18 protein-coding genes are annotated in these 17,571 nt (G+C 68.6%); 15 read left to right on the top strand and 3 right to left on the bottom strand.

Annotated features, from left to right (window positions below; translation table 11 throughout):
- Positions 1 to 30: 30 nt before the first annotated feature.
- The 15 genes from prmC (at position 31) to OHT01_RS13455 (ending at position 13,792) form a co-directional block, all read left to right on the top strand.
- Positions 31 to 876, top strand: a complete 846-nt coding sequence (prmC, locus tag OHT01_RS13525; RefSeq protein WP_328553391.1) for a peptide chain release factor N(5)-glutamine methyltransferase — start codon at positions 31 to 33, stop codon at positions 874 to 876.
- Positions 877 to 992: 116 nt separating this feature from the next.
- The gene (locus tag OHT01_RS13520; protein ID WP_328553390.1) at positions 993 to 1,640 is read left to right on the top strand and encodes an L-threonylcarbamoyladenylate synthase; all 648 of its coding nucleotides are present in this window, start codon (positions 993 to 995) and stop codon (positions 1,638 to 1,640) included.
- Positions 1,637 to 2,305, top strand: a complete 669-nt coding sequence (locus OHT01_RS13515) for an arsenate reductase/protein-tyrosine-phosphatase family protein (protein WP_261707163.1) — start codon at positions 1,637 to 1,639, stop codon at positions 2,303 to 2,305. Before OHT01_RS13520 ends, OHT01_RS13515 begins: the two co-directional genes overlap by 4 nt.
- A 70-nt stretch (positions 2,306 to 2,375) precedes the next feature.
- Positions 2,376 to 3,614: a serine hydroxymethyltransferase gene (glyA, locus tag OHT01_RS13510; RefSeq protein ID WP_328553389.1), complete on the top strand. Its 1,239-nt coding sequence runs from the start codon at positions 2,376 to 2,378 to the stop codon at positions 3,612 to 3,614.
- A gap of 129 nt (positions 3,615 to 3,743) precedes the next feature.
- Positions 3,744 to 5,102: an MraY family glycosyltransferase gene (locus tag OHT01_RS13505; RefSeq protein ID WP_328553388.1), complete on the top strand. Its 1,359-nt coding sequence runs from the start codon at positions 3,744 to 3,746 to the stop codon at positions 5,100 to 5,102.
- Between the two features lie 294 nt (positions 5,103 to 5,396).
- The gene (locus OHT01_RS13500; protein WP_328553387.1) at positions 5,397 to 5,834 is read left to right on the top strand and encodes a hypothetical protein; all 438 of its coding nucleotides are present in this window, start codon (positions 5,397 to 5,399) and stop codon (positions 5,832 to 5,834) included.
- A 225-nt stretch (positions 5,835 to 6,059) separates the two neighbouring features.
- Positions 6,060 to 6,887 (top strand): F0F1 ATP synthase subunit A, encoded by an 828-nt coding sequence (gene atpB / locus OHT01_RS13495; RefSeq protein ID WP_328553386.1) that lies wholly within the window; start codon positions 6,060 to 6,062, stop codon positions 6,885 to 6,887.
- A gap of 74 nt (positions 6,888 to 6,961) precedes the next feature.
- Entirely contained in the window at positions 6,962 to 7,189 is a 228-nt protein-coding gene (gene atpE, locus OHT01_RS13490) for an ATP synthase F0 subunit C (RefSeq protein WP_391858896.1), read from the top strand.
- 42 nt (positions 7,190 to 7,231) lie between these two features.
- The gene (locus OHT01_RS13485) at positions 7,232 to 7,774 is read left to right on the top strand and encodes a F0F1 ATP synthase subunit B (RefSeq protein ID WP_328553385.1); all 543 of its coding nucleotides are present in this window, start codon (positions 7,232 to 7,234) and stop codon (positions 7,772 to 7,774) included.
- Positions 7,771 to 8,592, top strand: a complete 822-nt coding sequence (locus OHT01_RS13480) for a F0F1 ATP synthase subunit delta (RefSeq protein ID WP_328553384.1) — start codon at positions 7,771 to 7,773, stop codon at positions 8,590 to 8,592. Before OHT01_RS13485 ends, OHT01_RS13480 begins: the two co-directional genes overlap by 4 nt.
- Positions 8,593 to 8,718: 126 nt before the next feature.
- On the top strand, positions 8,719 to 10,308 hold the full coding sequence (gene atpA, locus OHT01_RS13475; protein WP_328553383.1) for a F0F1 ATP synthase subunit alpha: 1,590 nt from the start codon (positions 8,719 to 8,721) through the stop codon (positions 10,306 to 10,308).
- Between the two features lie 21 nt (positions 10,309 to 10,329).
- Entirely contained in the window at positions 10,330 to 11,247 is a 918-nt protein-coding gene (locus OHT01_RS13470) for a F0F1 ATP synthase subunit gamma (protein ID WP_328553382.1), read from the top strand.
- Entirely contained in the window at positions 11,247 to 12,683 is a 1,437-nt protein-coding gene (gene atpD / locus OHT01_RS13465) for a F0F1 ATP synthase subunit beta (protein WP_328553381.1), read from the top strand. Before OHT01_RS13470 ends, atpD begins: the two co-directional genes overlap by 1 nt.
- Positions 12,684 to 12,810: 127 nt before the next feature.
- Positions 12,811 to 13,185, top strand: coding sequence for a F0F1 ATP synthase subunit epsilon (locus OHT01_RS13460; RefSeq protein ID WP_328553380.1), 375 nt, complete (start codon positions 12,811 to 12,813; stop codon positions 13,183 to 13,185).
- 160 nt (positions 13,186 to 13,345) lie between these two features.
- The gene (locus OHT01_RS13455) at positions 13,346 to 13,792 is read left to right on the top strand and encodes a DUF2550 domain-containing protein (RefSeq protein WP_328553379.1); all 447 of its coding nucleotides are present in this window, start codon (positions 13,346 to 13,348) and stop codon (positions 13,790 to 13,792) included.
- A 232-nt stretch (positions 13,793 to 14,024) separates the two neighbouring features.
- On the opposite strand, the gene OHT01_RS13450 is transcribed toward OHT01_RS13455, so the two are convergent.
- The 3 genes from OHT01_RS13450 to OHT01_RS13440 all read right to left on the bottom strand — a co-directional run bounded on the left by OHT01_RS13450 (position 14,025) and on the right by OHT01_RS13440 (position 17,570).
- On the bottom strand, positions 14,025 to 15,851 hold the full coding sequence (locus OHT01_RS13450; protein WP_328553378.1) for a glycoside hydrolase family 18 chitinase: 1,827 nt from the start codon (positions 15,849 to 15,851) through the stop codon (positions 14,025 to 14,027).
- A gap of 383 nt (positions 15,852 to 16,234) precedes the next feature.
- Positions 16,235 to 16,807 (bottom strand): cob(I)yrinic acid a,c-diamide adenosyltransferase, encoded by a 573-nt coding sequence (locus OHT01_RS13445; RefSeq protein ID WP_328553377.1) that lies wholly within the window; start codon positions 16,805 to 16,807, stop codon positions 16,235 to 16,237.
- 13 nt (positions 16,808 to 16,820) lie between these two features.
- A complete protein-coding gene (locus tag OHT01_RS13440; protein ID WP_328553376.1) occupies positions 16,821 to 17,570 on the bottom strand; it encodes an ABC transporter permease in 750 nt (249 codons plus the stop codon).
- Position 17,571 lies beyond the last annotated feature (1 nt).

Genomic DNA, 17,571 nt, shown 5'->3' with positions numbered 1-17,571 from the left:
ACGACACCAGCTCAGTCCCGGAGGACCAGCGTGAACCTGCTGCTCGCGGAAGTGGCCCAGGCCACCCAGCGGCTGGCCGACGCCGGCGTGCCCTCGCCGCGCAACGACGCGGAGGAGCTCGCCGCCTTCGTGCACGGCGTGAAGCGGGGCGAGCTGCACAGTGTCAAGGACACGGACTTCGACGCCCGCTACTGGGAGGTGACCGCGCGCCGCGAGGCCCGCGAGCCGCTCCAGCACATCACCGGCCGCGCCTATTTCCGTTACCTCGAACTCCAGGTGGGCCCCGGCGTGTTCGTCCCGCGCCCGGAGACCGAGTCGGTCGTCGGCTGGGCCATAGACGCCGTCCGCGCGATGGATGTCGTCGAGCCGCTGATCGTGGACCTGTGCACCGGCTCGGGCGCCATCGCGCTCGCCCTCGCCCAGGAGGTCCCGCGCTCCCGGGTGCACGCCGTGGAGCTCTCCGAGGACGCCCTCCAGTGGACGCGCAAGAACGTCGAGGGGTCCAGGGTCGACCTGCGCCAGGGAGACGCCCTCGCGGCCTTCCCCGACCTCGACGGCCAGGTCGACCTGGTGATCTCCAACCCCCCGTACATCCCGCTCACCGAATGGGAGTACGTACAGCCGGAGGCCCGGGACTACGACCCCGAACTCGCCCTCTTCTCGGGCGAGGACGGACTCGACCTCATCCGCGGCATCGAGCGCACCGCGCACCGGCTGCTGCGCCCCGGCGGCGTCGTCGTCATCGAGCACGCCGACACCCAGGGCGGACAGGTGCCCTGGATCTTCACCGAGGAGCGGGGCTGGGCCGACGCGGCCGACCACCCGGACCTCAACAACCGGCCGCGCTTCGCGACCGCCCGCAGGGCGATGCCGTGAGCACCGCCCACGGGGTTCCGGCGGGCGGCGCCGTCGTGCGCCCCCGCGCCGGGTGTCCCCGCACCGCGTTTCTTCGCACCCCCAGCCAGCAGTACGTGTATGAGGAGGCCCGCTAAATGGCACGGCGATACGACACCAACGACGCGACCGACCGCACCACAGGTCTGCGTGAGGCAGCGTCCGCCGTCCGCCGTGGCGAGCTGGTGGTCCTTCCGACGGACACCGTGTACGGCATCGGTGCCGACGCGTTCACCTCGGAGGCCGTCGCCGACCTGCTGGACGCCAAGGGCCGTGGCCGCAACATGCCCACCCCCGTCCTCATCGGCTCCCCGAACACGCTGCACGGCCTCGTCACGGACTTCTCCGAGATGGCCTGGGAACTCGTCGACGCGTTCTGGCCGGGTGCCCTCACGCTCGTCGCCAAGCACCAGCCGTCCCTCCAGTGGGACCTGGGGGACACCCGGGGCACGGTGGCCGTCCGTATGCCGCTGCACCCCGTCGCCATCGAGCTCCTCACGGAGGTCGGCCCGATGGCCGTCTCCTCCGCCAACCTCACGGGCCACCCGGCGCCGGAGGACTGCGACGCCGCCCAGAACATGCTCGGCGACTCCGTCTCGGTCTACCTGGACGGCGGCCCGACCCCGGGCAACGTGCCCTCCTCCATCGTCGACGTGACCGGCAAGGTGCCCGTGCTGCTGCGCGCGGGCGCCCTGTCGGCGGAGGAGCTCCGGAAGGTCGTACCCGACCTCGAGGTGGCGAATTGACAGCCCCTGACACGGGGCGCGGATGGATAGGCGCGGGGATCACGGGGACCGGTGGGTCCCCTCAGGGGTCCTTCCGCATCCTCCACGTCAGCACCGGCAACGTGTGCCGCTCGCCGATCACCGAGCGGCTGACCCGGCATGCCCTGGCGGACCGGCTCGGCGACCCCCTGTGGGGCGGCCTGATCGTGGAGAGCGCCGGCACCTGGGGCCATGAGGGCGCGCCCATGGAGGCCAACGCGGCGACCGTCCTCACCGACTTCGGCGCCGACCCCTCCGGCTTCGTCGGGCGCGAGCTGCTCGACGACCACGTGATCCGCGCCGACCTGGTCCTGACGGCCACCCGCGACCATCGCGCCCAGGTCATCTCCATGGGTCACTCGGCCGGCCTGCGCACCTTCACCCTGAAGGAGTTCACCCGCCTGGTCCGCGCCATAGACACCGCGACCCTGCCGCCCCTCCAGGACGGCGTGATCGAGCGCGCCGTCGCCCTGGTGCGGGCCGCGGCGGCCCTGCGCGGCTGGCTGCTGGCCCCGACCGCGGAGGCCGACGAGGTCTACGACCCCTACGGGGCGCCGCTGCCGTTCTTCCGGTCCATCGGCGACGAGATCAACGAGGCGCTCGACCCGGTCGTCACCGCTCTCACGGGGGTACCCGCACGGACGTGACACCGGGCGTCCCACGGGTCGCGGTTCTACATTGGACGTAAGCGTCCCCCGCAGATGTCCGGAGTCCACCATGCCGGTCGCAACCACCCTCGAAGCGGATGTCCTGACCCGCCAGGACCCCGAGCTCGCCGAGATCCTGATCGGCGAGCTGGACCGGCAGTCGACCACCCTGCAGCTGATCGCCGCGGAGAACTTCACCTCGCCGGCCGTGCTGGCCGCGCTCGGCTCACCGCTGGCGAACAAGTACGCCGAGGGGTATCCCGGCGCCCGCCATCACGGCGGCTGCGAGTTCGTCGACGCCGCCGAACGCGTCGCCGTCGACCGTGCCAAGGCCCTCTTCGGCGCCGATCACGCCAACGTCCAGTCCCACTCGGGGAGTTCGGCCGTACTGGCGGCGTACGCGGCCCTGCTGCGCCCCGGAGACACCGTCCTGGCGATGGGCCTGCCCTTCGGTGGTCATCTGACCCACGGGTCGCCCGCGAACTTCTCCGGCCGCTGGTTCGACTTCGTCGGCTACGGCGTCGAGGCGGAATCCGGGCTCATCGACTACGAGCAGGTGCGCGCCCTGGCCCGCGCCCGCCGGCCCAAGGCCATCGTCTGCGGATCGATCTCGTACCCCCGGCACATCGACTACGCGCTCTTCCGGGAGATCGCCGACGAGGTCGGCGCCTACCTCATCGCGGACGCCGCCCACCCGATCGGTCTCGTCGCCGGGGGAGCGGCGCCCAACCCGGTGCCGTACGCCGATGTCGTGTGCGCGACCACCCACAAGGTGCTGCGCGGCCCGCGCGGCGGCATGATCCTGTGCGGTGGCGAACTGGCCGAGCGCGTCGACCGGGCCGTCTTCCCGTTCACCCAGGGCGGTGCGCAGATGCACACCATCGCGGCCAAGGCCGTCGCGTTCGGCGAGGCGGCGACCCCGGCCTTCACGGCGTACGCCCACCAGGTGGTCGCCAACGCGCGCGTGCTGGCCGAGGGGCTGGGCGCGGAGGGGCTCGCGATCACCACGGGCGGCACCGACACCCATCTGCTGGCCGCGGATCCGGCGCCGCTCGGTGTCGACGGGCGCACCGCGCGCGGCCGCCTGGCCGCCGCCGGTATGGTCCTCGACACCTGTGCGCTGCCTCACGGGGACGCCCGCGGCCTGCGGCTCGGCACCGCGGCGCTGACCACCCAGGGGATGGGCGAGCCGGAGATGGCACGGGTCGCCGCACTGTTCGCGGGGGTGCTGCGGGAGGAGACCGACGCCCGGACGGCACGGGCGGAAGTGCGGGAACTGACCGGTAGATTTCCGCCTTATCCGGACTGACCGGGGGTACGCGTACCGAGCTGCACAGCCACTCGTGCAACCATCGTCGCTACCCGAAAGTCCTCAACCATATGCGTGCATCGCTAGGGTGTGGGGCTGTGATGGCCAGCGAGACCTGTGGGGAAGCCCGTGCGTGAATACCTGCTGACGCTCTGCATCACGGCCGCGGTGACGTACCTGCTGACAGGGCCGGTACGGAAATTCGCGATCGTGGCCGGAGCCATGCCGGAAATCCGGGCGCGCGACGTGCACCGAGAACCCACGCCGAGGCTCGGCGGCATCGCGATGTTCTTCGGTCTGTGCGCCGGACTGCTGGTCGCCGACCATCTGAAGAACCTGAACGCGGTCTTCTCGAACTCCAACGAACCACGCGCCCTGCTCTCCGGGGCCGCGCTGATCTGGCTGATCGGCGTGCTGGACGACAAGTTCGAGATCGACGCCCTGATCAAGCTCGGCGGCCAGATGATCGCCGCGGGCGTCATGGTCATGCAGGGTCTGACGATCCTGTGGCTGCCGATCCCGGGGGTCGGCCTGGTCGCGCTGACCCAGTGGCAGGGCACGCTGCTGACGGTGGCGCTCGTCGTCATCACGATCAACGCGGTCAACTTCGTGGACGGTCTCGACGGACTGGCCGCCGGCATGGTGTGCATCGCGTCCGCCGCGTTCTTCCTCTACGCCTACCGGATCTGGTACTCGTACGGCATCGAGGCGGCCGCCCCGGCGACGCTGTTCGCGGCGATCCTGATGGGCATGTGCCTGGGCTTCCTGCCGCACAACATGCACCCCGCGCGGATCTTCATGGGCGACTCCGGTTCGATGCTCATCGGTCTGGTGCTCGCCGCGGGCGCGATCTCGATCACCGGGCAGATCGACCCCGACGTGATGAACCTGTTCTCCGGTTCCGAGCGCAACACCGTGCACCAGACGGTGCCGGTGTTCATCCCGCTGCTGCTGCCGCTGACGATCATCGCGATCCCGGCCGCCGACCTGGTGCTCGCGATCGTGCGGCGCACCTGGCGCGGTCAGTCGCCGTTCGCCGCGGACCGCGGTCACCTGCACCACCGCCTGCTGGAGGTCGGACACTCGCACAGCCGGGCCGTCCTGATCATGTACTTCTGGTCGGCGCTGATCGCTTTCGGCGCCCTCGCGTACTCGGTCAACTCCGGGGCCATGTGGAGTGTGCTCGCCATCGCGGCCCTGAGCGCGGTGGGCCTCGTACTGCTCCTGCTGCCGCGCTTCACACCCCGTGCCCCGCGGTGGGCCGAGCACCTCCTGCCGCCGCGCTACCGGCGCCGCAGGGCCGCCGCGGCGGCCGCCGCCGCCGAGGGGGCACCCGTCACCCACGAGACGGCTGTGGTGGGCGAGCCGGACGAGGCGCGGGAGCACCGTGCGCCGGCGGCTGCCGGAGTCTCAGGAGTCAACGGCGCGACGGCAATTGGTGCCCGTCCGCGACTCCTGGACCGCCGCGAGGCCGAGTCCTCGCGCTGAGCCGAAGGTAAGAATCTGACTAACGCGTGACCAATTCGTGGGGTAGTAAAGCGTCCCAATACCAGACAAGTTGACCCCGTGGGTGCACAGACGCGCATCGTCACTCTCATGTGTGACAGTCAGCACACCAACCAGGTAAAGACCTCATCAAATAGTTTGTGATACGGTTCACGAGAACCCAGGGCAGAGCCGAAGGACCCCAGTACGACGGTCCTTTGGCGTGAGGTTCCCTCTCAGCCCGGGACTACGCTCGTCCATGACGACACGCCCCCCTTAGCAAGCGGAGTTGCCGCCATGCCGTCCAATGACGCCCGGATCCTCCTTCAGGCCGCTGTACCCACGGCTGCCGTCGGCGCGATTGCCGCCGTCGTCAGCGGTGTGGTCGCCGGCGGCAAGGGGGCGCTCGGGGCGATCGTCGCGACGCTGGTCGTGATTCTCTTCATGGGGATCGGGCTCTACGTTCTGCAGCGCGTTGCCAAATCGCTTCCGCACTTGTTCCAGGCGATGGGTCTCCTGCTCTACACGGCGCAAATTCTTCTGCTCTTCATCTTTGTCGCCGCGTTCAAGAACACATCGCTGTTCAATCCCAAGTCCTTCGCGCTCACCCTGGTCGTCACCACCCTCGTGTGGATCGGCGCACAGGCGCGTGCCCATATGAAGGCCAAGATCCTCTACGTCGAACCTGACTCCTCGAAGGGCGACAAGCCCGAAAACAAGGGGCATTCGTCGTGAGGGGTAGGGCCGGGATAAGTGCACGTAGGAGATCCTGCTATCGTCCGGTGCCAACTGCGGCATCGCGGGCGCGGGCATCTGAGCTGACGCCTGCTCAATCGCGAGGCTTGATGCCCCACTGCCGCCCCCACATCCGTAACACCAGTCCAGTGCCGAACCGCGGCTGTGCGCCGCGCCGACACAACGAGGTTGCCGTACCTATGCGCCACGCTGAAGGAGCCCGCGGTGAGTGCTGACCCGACGCAGGTGCTCGCTTTCGAGACCGACTGCCACATCTTCGAGAACAACGGTTGTGGCTTCCCGGCACCCGGCCTGCACTCGTTCCTGTTCGAGCCCCTGTGGGGCAACGGGGACAGCAACGTGTACTTCAACAAGACGATGCTCCTGGCGCTGCTCGGCTCGGTTATCGTCGTCGCCTTCTTCTGGGCCGCCTTCCGCAAGCCGAAGGTCGTCCCGGGCAAGCTGCAGATGGTCGCCGAGGCCGGCTACGACTTCATCCGCCGCGGCGTCGTCTACGAGACGATCGGCAAGAAGGAAGGCGAGAAGTACGTACCGCTGGTCGTCTCGCTGTTCTTCTTCGTCTGGATGATGAACCTCTGGTCGATCATCCCCGTCGCGCAGTTCCCGGTGACGGCGATCATCTCGTACCCCGCGGTACTGGCCGGAATCGTCTACGTCGTCTGGGTGTCCCTGACGTTCAAGCGCCACGGATTCGTCGGAGCGTTCAAGAACATCAGCGGCTACGACAAGTCGCTGGGCCCGGTCCTCCCGCTGGCCATGTTCATCGAGCTGCTCTCGAACCTGATCGTCCGGCCGTTCACGCACGCGGTGCGACTGTTCGCGAACATGTTCGCGGGTCACACCCTGCTGCTGCTGTTCACGATCGCCACCTGGTACCTGCTCAACGGCCTCGGGATCGTCTACTCGGGCGTCTCGTTCATCATGGTCATCGTGATGACGGCCTTTGAGCTGTTCATCCAGGCTCTGCAGGCGTACGTGTTCGTGCTGCTGACCTGCACCTTCATCCAGGGCGCGCTGGCCGAGAACCACTGAGCGTCCGTCCTCACGACCCCCCAGTCGTCCGGTGGCCAACCCCCACCGGTCCGTAAAGAAAAGGAATAACTGGCATGCAGACCCTTGCCGCTGTCTCCGGCTCGCTCGGCTCGATCGGTTACGGCCTCGCGGCCATCGGCCCCGGCGTCGGCGTCGGCATCATCTTCGGTAACGGCACCCAGGCCCTCGCCCGTCAGCCTGAGGCCGCCGGTCTGATCCGCGCCAACCAGATCCTCGGCTTCGCCTTCTGTGAGGCGCTCGCCCTCATCGGTCTGGTCATGCCGTTCGTCTACGGCACCTGATCCACCCGATCAGCGACAGCCCACTAGACGAAAGGCACTGACATGAGCCACATGCTCATTCTGGCGGCCGAGAAGGAAAACCCTCTCATCCCGCCGATCCCCGAGCTTGTCATCGGCCTGCTCGCCTTCGTCATCGTCTTCGGCTTCCTGGCCTGGAAGCTTCTCCCGAACATCAACAAGGTTCTGGAGCAGCGCCGCGAGGCCATCGAGGGCGGTATCGAAAAGGCCGAGGCCGCGCAGACCGAGGCCCAGAGCGTTCTTGAGCAGTACAAGGCTCAGCTCGCCGAAGCCCGTCACGAGGCCGCGCGCCTGCGCCAGGAAGCAACGGAGCAGGGCGCCACGCTCATCGCCGAGATGCGCGCGGAAGGCCAGCGGCAGCGCGAGGAGATCGTCGCCGCCGGTCACACGCAGATCGAGGCCGACCGCAAGGCCGCCGCTCAGGCGCTGCGTCAGGACGTCGGCCACCTGGCCACCGACCTGGCCGGCAAGCTGGTCGGCGAGTCCCTTGAGGACCACGCCCGGCAGAGCCGCGTGATCGACCGTTTCCTCTCCGAGCTTGAGGAGAAGGCCGAGGCGGCTCGATGACTGCACACGGAGCGAGCCGCGAGGCAACCGCAGCCGCACGTGAGCGTCTCGACGCGCTGACGGACTCGACGTCCGTGGACGTGGCACAGCTCGCCGACGAGCTCGCCGCGGTCACCGCGCTGCTCCACCGCGAGGTGTCGCTGCGTCGGGTCCTCACCGACCCGGCGCAGCCCGGCGAGGCCAAGGCCGAGCTGGTCCAGCGCCTGCTCGGCGCCCAGGTGGGCGGCACCGCCGCCGACCTGGTGTCCGGCATGGTGCGTTCCCGCTGGTCGCAGCCCCGCGACCTGGTGGACGCCCTGGAGGAGCTCACCGCGACCGCCGACCTCACGGCGGCGCAGCGGACGGGCGCGCTCGACAACGTCGAGGACGAGCTGTTCCGCTTCGGCCGGATCGTCGCCTCGAACACCGAGCTGCGCGCCGCGCTGACCGACCGGGCCGCCACCACGGCGGCCAAGAGCGAGCTGCTGCGCAGCCTGCTCGGCGGCCGGGCCGACGTGACGACCGGGCGTCTGGTGACGCGCCTTGTGACCGCGCCTCGCGGACGTAGCCTGGAAGCGGGACTCGAGTCCCTGTCCAGGCTCGCCGCCGAGCGCCGCGACCGCATGGTCGCCGTGGTCACCTCGGCGGTGCCGCTGAGCGACGGCCAGAAGCAGCGCCTCGGCGCCGCTCTGGCGAAGCTCTACGGCCGCCCGATGCACCTCAACCTCGACGTGGACCCCGATGTCCTCGGCGGGATCCGGGTGCAGGTCGGCGACGAGGTCATCAACGGTTCCATCGCGGACCGTCTCGAGGACGCCGCCCGCCGCATGGCGAGCTAGTAACCCCATAAGCAGTACGCAATTACGGCCCATGTTGGGCCGTGCAGAGGATTCACCTCTTTCAGGGGGGAGTCCCCATCCCCCCAAGTGAAACTTCGGGCCCAACAAGGAGAGCAGGGAACCCAGATGGCGGAGCTCACGATCCGGCCGGAGGAGATCCGGGATGCGCTGGAGAACTTTGTCCAGTCGTACAAGCCGGACGCGGCCTCGCGCGAGGAGGTCGGTACGGTCACCGTCGCCGGCGACGGTATCGCCAAGATCGAGGGTCTCCCCTCGGCCATGGCGAACGAGCTGCTGAAGTTCGAGGACGGAACCCTCGGCCTCGCGCTGAACCTGGAAGAGCGCGAGATCGGTGCGGTCGTCCTCGGCGAGTTCAGCGGTATCGAAGAGGGCCAGCCGGTGCAGCGCACCGGTGAGGTGCTGTCCGTCGCCGTGGGCGAGGGCTACCTCGGCCGCGTCGTCGACCCGCTCGGCAACCCGATCGACGGCCTCGGCGAGATCGAGACGTCCGGCCGCCGCGCCCTGGAGCTGCAGGCTCCGGGCGTCATGGTCCGCAAGTCGGTGCACGAGCCGATGGAGACGGGCTACAAGGCCGTCGACGCGATGACCCCGATCGGCCGCGGCCAGCGTCAGCTGATCATCGGCGACCGTCAGACCGGCAAGACCGCGCTGGCCGTCGACACGATCATCAACCAGCGCGACAACTGGCGCTCGGGCGACACCAAGAAGCAGGTCCGCTGCATCTACGTCGCCATCGGTCAGAAGGGTTCGACCATCGCCTCCGTGCGTGGCGCCCTCGAAGAGGCCGGCGCGCTGGAGTACACGACCATCGTCGCCGCCCCGGCGTCCGACCCGGCCGGCTTCAAGTACCTTGCGCCGTACACCGGTTCGGCCATCGGTCAGCAGTGGATGTACGAGGGCAAGCACGTCCTCATCATCTTCGACGACCTCTCGAAGCAGGCCGACGCCTACCGCGCCGTGTCCCTGCTGCTCCGCCGTCCGCCGGGGCGCGAGGCCTACCCCGGTGACGTCTTCTACCTGCACTCCCGTCTGCTGGAGCGCTGCGCGAAGCTCTCCGACGACCTGGGCGCCGGTTCGATGACGGGTCTGCCGATCGTCGAGACCAAGGCGAACGACGTGTCGGCGTTCATCCCGACCAACGTCATCTCCATCACCGACGGCCAGTGCTTCCTGGAGTCCGACCTGTTCAACGCCGGCCAGCGTCCGGCCCTGAACGTCGGTATCTCGGTCTCCCGCGTCGGTGGCTCCGCCCAGCACAAGGCGATGAAGCAGGTCTCCGGCCGGCTCCGCCTCGACCTCGCCCAGTACCGCGAGCTGGAGGCGTTCGCCGCCTTCGGTTCCGACCTGGACGCCGCGTCGAAGTCGCAGCTGGAGCGCGGTCAGCGTCTGGTCGAGCTGCTCAAGCAGGCTCAGTACCAGCCGATGGCCACCGAGGACCAGGTCGTCTCCGTCTGGGCCGGTACCACCGGCAAGATGGACGACGTTCCGGTCGTCGACGTCCGCCGCTTCGAGAAGGAGCTCCTGGAGTACCTGCACCGCAAGGAGCAGGGCCTCATGACCTCCATCAAGGAGGGCGGCAAGATGTCGGACGACACCCTCACCGCCGTCGCGGACTCCATCGCGGACTTCAAGAAGCAGTTCGAGACCTCGGACGGGAAGCTTCTCGGCGAGGACGCTCCGTCCGCGGCCAAGTGACGTAAGGAAGGGACCTGACTCATGGGAGCCCAGCTCCGGGTCTACAAGCGTCGCATCCGATCCGTCACCGCGACCAAGAAGATCACCAAGGCGATGGAGATGATCGCCGCCTCGCGCGTCGTCAAGGCGCAGCGCAAGGTGGCGGCCTCCACGCCGTACGCGACCGAGCTCACCCGCGCGGTCACGGCGGTCGGTACCGGTTCGAACACCAAGCACCCGCTGACCACGGAGGCGGAGACGGCGAGCCGTTCCGCGGTTCTGCTCCTCACGAGCGACCGCGGACTGGCCGGCGCCTTCAACTCCAACGCCATCAAGGCGGCGGAGCTGCTGACCGCCCGTCTTGAGGCCGAGGGCAAGGAGGTCGACACGTACATCGTCGGCCGCCGCGGTCTCGCCCACTACAACTTCCGCGAGCGCAAGGTCGTGGAGTCGTGGTCGGGTTTCACCGACGAGCCCACCTACGCGGACGCGAAGAAGGTCGCGGGTCCGCTGATCGAGGCCATCGAGAAGGAGACGGCGGACGGCGGCGTGGACGAACTCCACATCGTCTACACCGAGTTCGTCTCGATGATGACGCAGACGGCCATCGACGGCCGGCTGCTGCCGCTTCGCCTCGAAGAGGTTGCGGCGGAGGAAGCGCCCGAGGGCGAGATCCTTCCGCTGTACGAGTTCGAGCCGTCGGCGGAGGACGTCCTCGACGCCCTCCTGCCGCGCTACGTCGAGAGCCGTATCTACAACGCGCTGCTCCAGTCGGCTGCCTCCAAGCACGCCGCCACGCGCCGCGCGATGAAGTCGGCGACCGACAACGCGGGAGACCTGATCACCACGCTCTCCCGACTTGCCAATGCGGCCCGCCAGGCCGAAATCACCCAGGAAATCAGCGAGATCGTCGGTGGCTCCGCAGCCCTTGCCGACGCGACCGCGGGGAGTGACAAGTAATGACGACGACTTCTGAGACGGCCGTTGCCACGGGCCGCGTCGCCCGGGTCATCGGCCCGGTCGTCGACGTGGAGTTCCCCGTCGACGCGATGCCGGACATCTACAACGCCCTTCACGTCGAGGTGGCCGACCCGGCCAACGCCGGCGAGAAGAAGACGCTGACCCTGGAAGTCGCCCAGCACCTGGGTGACGGCCTGGTCCGTACGATCTCCATGCAGCCCACCGACGGTCTGGTCCGCCAGGCCGCCGTCACCGACACCGGCGCGGGCATCACCGTGCCCGTCGGTGACTTCACCAAGGGCAAGGTGTTCAACACCCTCGGTGAGGTGCTGAACTCGGACGAGAAGTACTCGGGCGAGCGCTGGTCCATCCACCGCAAGGCCCCGCGCTTCGACGAGCTCGAGTCGAAGACCGAGATGTTCGAGACCGGCGTCAAGGTCATCGACCTTCTCACCCCGTACGTCAAGGGTGGAAAGATCGGTCTGTTCGGTGGTGCCGGTGTCGGCAAGACGGTGCTCATCCAGGAGATGATCTACCGCGTCGCCAACAACCACGACGGTGTCTCCGTGTTCGCCGGTGTCGGCGAGCGCACGCGTGAGGGCAACGACCTCATCGAGGAGATGTCCGAGTCGGGCGTCATCGACAAGACCGCCCTTGTCTTCGGCCAGATGGACGAGCCCCCGGGCACCCGTCTGCGCGTGGCCCTCGCGGGTCTGACCATGGCGGAGTACTTCCGCGATGTGCAGAAGCAGGACGTGCTGTTCTTCATCGACAACATCTTCCGCTTCACGCAGGCCGGTTCCGAGGTCTCGACCCTGCTCGGCCGCATGCCCTCCGCGGTGGGCTACCAGCCGAACCTGGCCGACGAGATGGGTCTCCTCCAGGAGCGCATCACCTCGACCCGTGGTCACTCGATCACCTCGATGCAGGCGATCTACGTCCCCGCGGACGACCTGACCGACCCGGCCCCGGCCACCACGTTCGCCCACCTCGACGCGACGACGGTTCTCTCCCGTCCGATCTCCGAGAAGGGCATCTACCCGGCCGTGGACCCGCTGGACTCCACGTCCCGCATCCTGGACCCCCGCTACATCGCGGCGGACCACTACGCGGCCGCGATGCGCGTCAAGTCGGTTCTTCAGAAGTACAAGGACCTTCAGGACATCATCGCGATCCTCGGTATCGACGAGCTGGGCGAGGAGGACAAGCTCACCGTCCACCGTGCCCGTCGCGTGGAGCGCTTCCTGTCCCAGAACACCCACGTCGCCAAGCAGTTCACCGGCGTCGACGGGTCGGACGTCCCGCTGGACGAGTCGATCGTGGCCTTCAACGCGATCATCGACGGCGAGTACGACCACTTCCCGGAGCAGGCGTTCTTCCTGTGCGGTGGCATTGAGGACCTCAAGGCCAACGCCAAGGAGCTCGGCGTCTCCTGAACCTCGTGTTCTGAGTGAGGGGGCGGGGCCGCACCTCGCGGGGTGCGGTCCTTCCCCCTCCGTACGCCTACTAGACTTTGACCCAACACCCGGCAGCAACGCCGGGTGGTGACCCGAGGAGCCCACCTTGGCTGCTGAGCTGCACGTCGAGCTCGTCGCCGCGGACCGCAGTGTCTGGTCCGGCGAGGCCACCCTGGTCGTCGCGCGTACCACGTCCGGCGACATCGGCGTCATGCCCGGTCACCAGCCGCTGCTCGGTGTGCTGGAGTCGGGCCCGGTGACCATTCGTACGAGTGATGGTGGAACGGTCATCGCCGCTGTGCACGGCGGTTTCATCTCATTCGCCGACAACAAGCTGTCGCTGCTGGCCGAGATCGCCGAGCTGTCGGACGAGATCGATGTCCAGCGTGCGGAGCGGGCGCTCGAGCGCGCGAAGTCGGACGCGGACGCGTCCGCCGAGCGTCGCGCGGACGTCCGTCTGCGTGCGGTGGCGAACCACTGATCATCGGTGCGACCCCAGCCCTTCGTGTGCTGGGGGAGCACTGTGTGAAGCTTTGACTCAGCCGCGGCTGGGACCGGATCACTCCGGCCCTGGCCGCGGCTGAGGCAAATCCGGAAGTTTTTTCTTTTCCGTTACCTAGGAGACGAGGAGGTCGGTGTCGATGGTCCTCGCTCTGACTGTGTGCGGAGTACTAGTAGCGCTTGTAGTGGTGGGGCTGTTCGTCTTCGGCCTCCGCCGCCGGCTGATCCAGCGTTCCGGCGGAACGTTCGACTGCAGCCTCCGCTGGGACGTCTCCGAGAAGGGTGACCCCAGCGGCAAGGGCTGGAGCTATGGAGTCGCCCGCTACAACGGCGACCGCATCGAGTGGTACCGCGTCTTCTCGTACGCCCCCCGCCCGCGCCGCGTCCTCGAACGCTCGGCGATCGAGGTGGCCGGCCGCCGTGCCGCGGAGGGCGAGGAGGAGCTCGCGCTGCTCTCCGACGCGACCATCCTCGCCTGCCTCCATCGCGGGACGCGCCTGGAACTGGCGATGAGCGAGGACGCGCTGACCGGCTTCCTCGCCTGGCTGGAAGCGGCCCCGCCCGGACAACGGGTGAACGTCGCGTAGCGACGTTCAGGGCCCCGTTGGGTGGGGGTCCCCCCGGCCGCGGAGCGGTTGGGGGAGGGTGAACGTCGCGTAGCGACGTTCAGGGCCCCGTTGGGTGGGGGTCCCCCCGGCCGCGGAGCGGTTGGGGGAGGGTGAACGTCGCGTGACCCCAGCAACAGCGAACCGCGGACAGACCCTGAGGTCTGCCCGCGGTTCTTTTGGTGTGTTGTGGACCGGTGTCCCGGTCCGGTGATCAGCTCAGGCCGCCGCTGAGGGCGCTGACGAGTTCACCGTTGCTGGTGTCTCCGCTGAACTCCCAGAAGAAGGCGCCGCCCAGGCCCTGGCTCTTGGCCCACGACATCTTGGTTCCGATGGTCGCCGGGGTGTCGTACGACCACCAGTTGTTGCCGCAGTAGGCGTACGCCGTGCCGGCCACGGTGCCGGTGGCGGGGCAGGACGTCTTGAGGACCTTGTAGTCCTCGATGCCCTGCTCGTACGTACCGGCCGCCGGGCCGGTCGCCGTGCCGCCGGGCGCGGCCTGGGTGACACCGGTCCAGCCTCGGCCGTAGAAGCCGATCCCGATGAGCAGCTTGCTCGCTGGGACCCCCTTCGACTTGAACTTGGCGATGGCGTCGGCCGTGTCGAAGCCGGGCGTCGGGATGCCGCTGTACGAGGTGAGCGGCGAGTGCGGTGCGGTCGGGCCCTGCGCGGCGAACGCGCCGAAGAAGTCGTACGACATCACGTTGTACCAGTCGACGTACTGCGAGGCGCCCGCGTAGTCCGCGGCGTCGATCTTGCCGCCGGAGGTGCCGTCGGCCGTGGTGGCCGCGGTGACCAGGTTGTTCGTGCCGAACTTGGCGCGCAGGGCCTGCATCAGGTTCTTGTAGGCCGCGGCGCCGCTGGTGTCGCAGGACAGACCGCAGGCGTTCGGGTACTCCCAGTCGATGTCGATGCCGTCGAAGACATCGGCCCAGCGGGGGTCCTTCACGAGGTTGTAGCAGGAGTCCGCGAACGCGGTCGGGTTGGCGGCGGCCTGGGCGAAGCCGCCGGACCAGGTCCAGCCGCCGAAGGACCAGAGGATCTTGAGGTTCGGGTACTTGGCCTTCAGCTCGCGGAGCTGGTTGAAGTTGCCGCGCAGCGGCTGGTCCCAGGTGTCGGCCACGCCGCTGACCGACTGGTCGGCGGTGAAGGCCTTGTCGTAGTCGGCGTAGGAGTCGCCGATCGCGCACTGGCCGTTGGTGACGTTGCCGAAGGCGTAGTTGATGTGCGTGATCTTGGCGGCCGAGCCCGACGTCACCAGGTTCTTGACGTTGTAGTTGCGGCCGTAGATGCCCCACTCGGTGAAGTAGCCGAGCTTGACGGCCTTGCCGGTGGGCGGCGGGGTGGTGGTGCCGCCGGTGGTGTGGACCGCGACCGCGCCGCTGACCGGACCGGTCTGGTCGGCGGTGTCACGGGCCTGGACGGTGTACGAGTAGTCGGTGCCGGCGGTCAGGCCGGTGTCCGTGTACGAGGTCGTCGTCACGGTCGCGACCTTGGTGCCGCCGCGCAGGACGTCGTAGTTCTTGACGCCCTTGTCGTCGGTGGCCGCGCTCCAGGAGAGCTTCACCGAGGTGTCGGCGACGGAGGAGGCGGTGGGGGTGCCGGGAGCGGAGGGGGCCGAGTCGCCGGGGACGGTGGTGCCGCCGTCACAACTGCCGCCGTTCAGCTTGCAGTTGGACGGGGAGCCGGCACCCGCGCCGTTGAAGCCGAAGGAGACCGAGGCACCCGCTGCGAGGCTGCCGTTGTAGGACTTGTTCTTGGCGGTCCAGTGGTTGCCGGAGCTGGTGACGTCCGCGTCCCAGGCCGAGGTCACCGAGGTGCCGGAGGGGAAGTCCCACTCGATCGTCCACGAGCTGATCGCGGTGGTACCGGTGTTCTTGACGGTCCACTTGCCTTCGAAGCCGGTGCCCCAGTCCTGGGTCTTGGCATACGTGGCGGTGGCGGTGTCGGCCGCGTGGGCGGGACTCGCGAGACCGACCAGGCCCGCCAGCGGGAGCAGCAGGGTGGCGAGCCCTGCCGTAGCTCTTTGTCTGAAGCGCATTCCGCTCCTCGGGGGAGTTGGGGGAGGGGAGGGGCGTAACTGAGCCTTCACGCCCACGGTGCCCGTGAGAATAGGAAGGTCTGGACCATAGGTCAATAGGTCTGGACCACTTGTTCATTGTTGCACTTGATCATCAACTCCCTTGTTGCTGGGGAGGGTTGACGACCGGTTCGCCCGGTCCTGACGGTCCGGCAGGCGGCTGACGTGGCTCTTCACGTTCCCGCGCACGGTCGGCCGGCGCCTTCGGCGGGAACGACGAAGGGCGCCTGCGGCAGCGGGCTCGAAGGTCGTTCCGAGCCCGGCGCAGACGCCCTGGTCCTGTTCGGCGTGTACGGGGTGTGAGGGTGTGTGGGGTGTACGGGGGCGTAGGCCCGAGGGGTCGCTCAGCGCTCCCCGCCCGGGACCCACAGCACGTCGCCGGTGTCCTTGTTCGCCGTACGTGCCAGGATGAACAGCAGGTCGGAGAGCCGGTTGAGGTAGGTCGCGGTGAGCGGGTTCATCACCTCGCCGTGGACCTCCAGCGCCGCCCAGGTGGAACGCTCGGCCCGGCGCACGACCGTGCAGGCCTGGTGGAGGAGCGCCGCCCCGGTGGTGCCGCCGGGCAGGATGAAGGAGCGGAGTTTCTCCAGCCGCTCGTTGAAGAGGTCGCAGTCCGCCTCCAGCCTGTCGACGTAGAACTGCTCCACCCGCAGCGGCGGGTACTTCGGGTCCTCGACCACCGGCGTCGACAGGTCCGCACCCACGTCGAACAGGTCGTTCTGGACCCGGGTGAGGACCTCGACGACCTCCGCCTCCAGGCCGCCCAGCGCGATGGCCGTACCGATCACCGCGTTCGCCTCGTTGGCGTCGGCGTACGCCGAGATCCGCAGATCGGTCTTGGCGACCCTGCTCATGTCCCCGAGGGCGGTGGTGCCCTGGTCGCCGGTCCTGGTGTAGATGCGCGTCAGATTGACCATGGACCCAGCCTAGTTACGCCCCGGCCCTCCGGAAGGCCCGTGTGCCCACGGTCACGGCGGTCGCGGCGAGGGCGAGGGCGACCAGAACCCCGTAGAGCATGTGCGCGGTGGCGTACGAGCCGACGTAGGCGTCCCGCACCGCGTCCACGAGGTAGCGCAGCGGCATGAGGTGGGAGAGGACGTCCAGCCAGCCGGGGGCCAGCGCCATCGGCAGCATCAGTCCGGAGAGCAGCATGGACGGCATGGTCAGCGCGTTGACGGTGGGTCCGAACTCCTGGGGCGTACGGACCCGCAGTGCGAGGGTGTAGGAGAGCGAGGCGAGCGAGAGGGCCAGCAGGGCGACGAAGGCGAAACCGATCAGGACGCCGGCGAGCGGCGCGCGCAGGCCCGTCACCAGCGCCGCCAGGACGAGCAGCGCCGCCTGGAGGACGAGGACGGCGGCGTCGCGCAGGATGCGGCCGAGCAGCAGCGCGAGGCGGCTGACGGGGGTGACCCGCATCCGCTCCACGATGCCCAGGTTCTTCTCGACGATGATGGTGAATCCGGCGAACGCGGCTCCGAACAGGCTGAGTTGGAGCAGCAGTCCGGGGACCAGGACCTGCCAGGACGTGCCCCGGGCGCCGAGCGGCAGACCGGTCAGGAGCGGGCCGAAGAAGAACAGGTAGAGCAGCGGCATCAGGACGCCGAAGAGCATCGCGAAGCGGGAACGCAGGGTCTGACGGGCGTAGCGCCCGAAGATCAGCGCGGTGTCGTGGAGAAGCATC

Origin of the sequence: Streptomyces sp. NBC_00358 (assembly GCF_036099295.1) — a bacterium.
GTDB lineage: Bacteria > Actinomycetota > Actinomycetes > Streptomycetales > Streptomycetaceae > Streptomyces.
This window is presented reverse-complemented; position numbering and strand designations above follow the sequence as displayed.

Bases quoted from the DNA above. Each gene is read 5' to 3' on its own strand.
- OHT01_RS13470 (WP_328553382.1), top strand. From the start codon at position 10,330: ATGGGAGCCCAGCTCCGGGTCTACAAGCGTCGCATCCGATCCGTCACC.
- OHT01_RS13445 (WP_328553377.1), bottom strand. From the start codon at position 16,807: ATGGTCAATCTGACGCGCATCTACACCAGGACCGGCGACCAGGGCACC.
- OHT01_RS13520 (WP_328553390.1), top strand. From the start codon at position 993: ATGGCACGGCGATACGACACCAACGACGCGACCGACCGCACCACAGGT.
- OHT01_RS13440 (WP_328553376.1), bottom strand. From the start codon at position 17,570: ATGCTTCTCCACGACACCGCGCTGATCTTCGGGCGCTACGCCCGTCAG.
- glyA (WP_328553389.1), top strand. From the start codon at position 2,376: ATGCCGGTCGCAACCACCCTCGAAGCGGATGTCCTGACCCGCCAGGAC.
- OHT01_RS13500 (WP_328553387.1), top strand. From the start codon at position 5,397: ATGCCGTCCAATGACGCCCGGATCCTCCTTCAGGCCGCTGTACCCACG.
- OHT01_RS13480 (WP_328553384.1), top strand. From the start codon at position 7,771: ATGACTGCACACGGAGCGAGCCGCGAGGCAACCGCAGCCGCACGTGAG.
- atpD (WP_328553381.1), top strand. From the start codon at position 11,247: ATGACGACGACTTCTGAGACGGCCGTTGCCACGGGCCGCGTCGCCCGG.
- OHT01_RS13485 (WP_328553385.1), top strand. From the start codon at position 7,232: ATGAGCCACATGCTCATTCTGGCGGCCGAGAAGGAAAACCCTCTCATC.
- atpA (WP_328553383.1), top strand. From the start codon at position 8,719: ATGGCGGAGCTCACGATCCGGCCGGAGGAGATCCGGGATGCGCTGGAG.
- OHT01_RS13455 (WP_328553379.1), top strand. From the start codon at position 13,346: ATGGTCCTCGCTCTGACTGTGTGCGGAGTACTAGTAGCGCTTGTAGTG.
- atpE (WP_391858896.1), top strand. From the start codon at position 6,962: ATGCAGACCCTTGCCGCTGTCTCCGGCTCGCTCGGCTCGATCGGTTAC.
- OHT01_RS13450 (WP_328553378.1), bottom strand. From the start codon at position 15,851: ATGCGCTTCAGACAAAGAGCTACGGCAGGGCTCGCCACCCTGCTGCTC.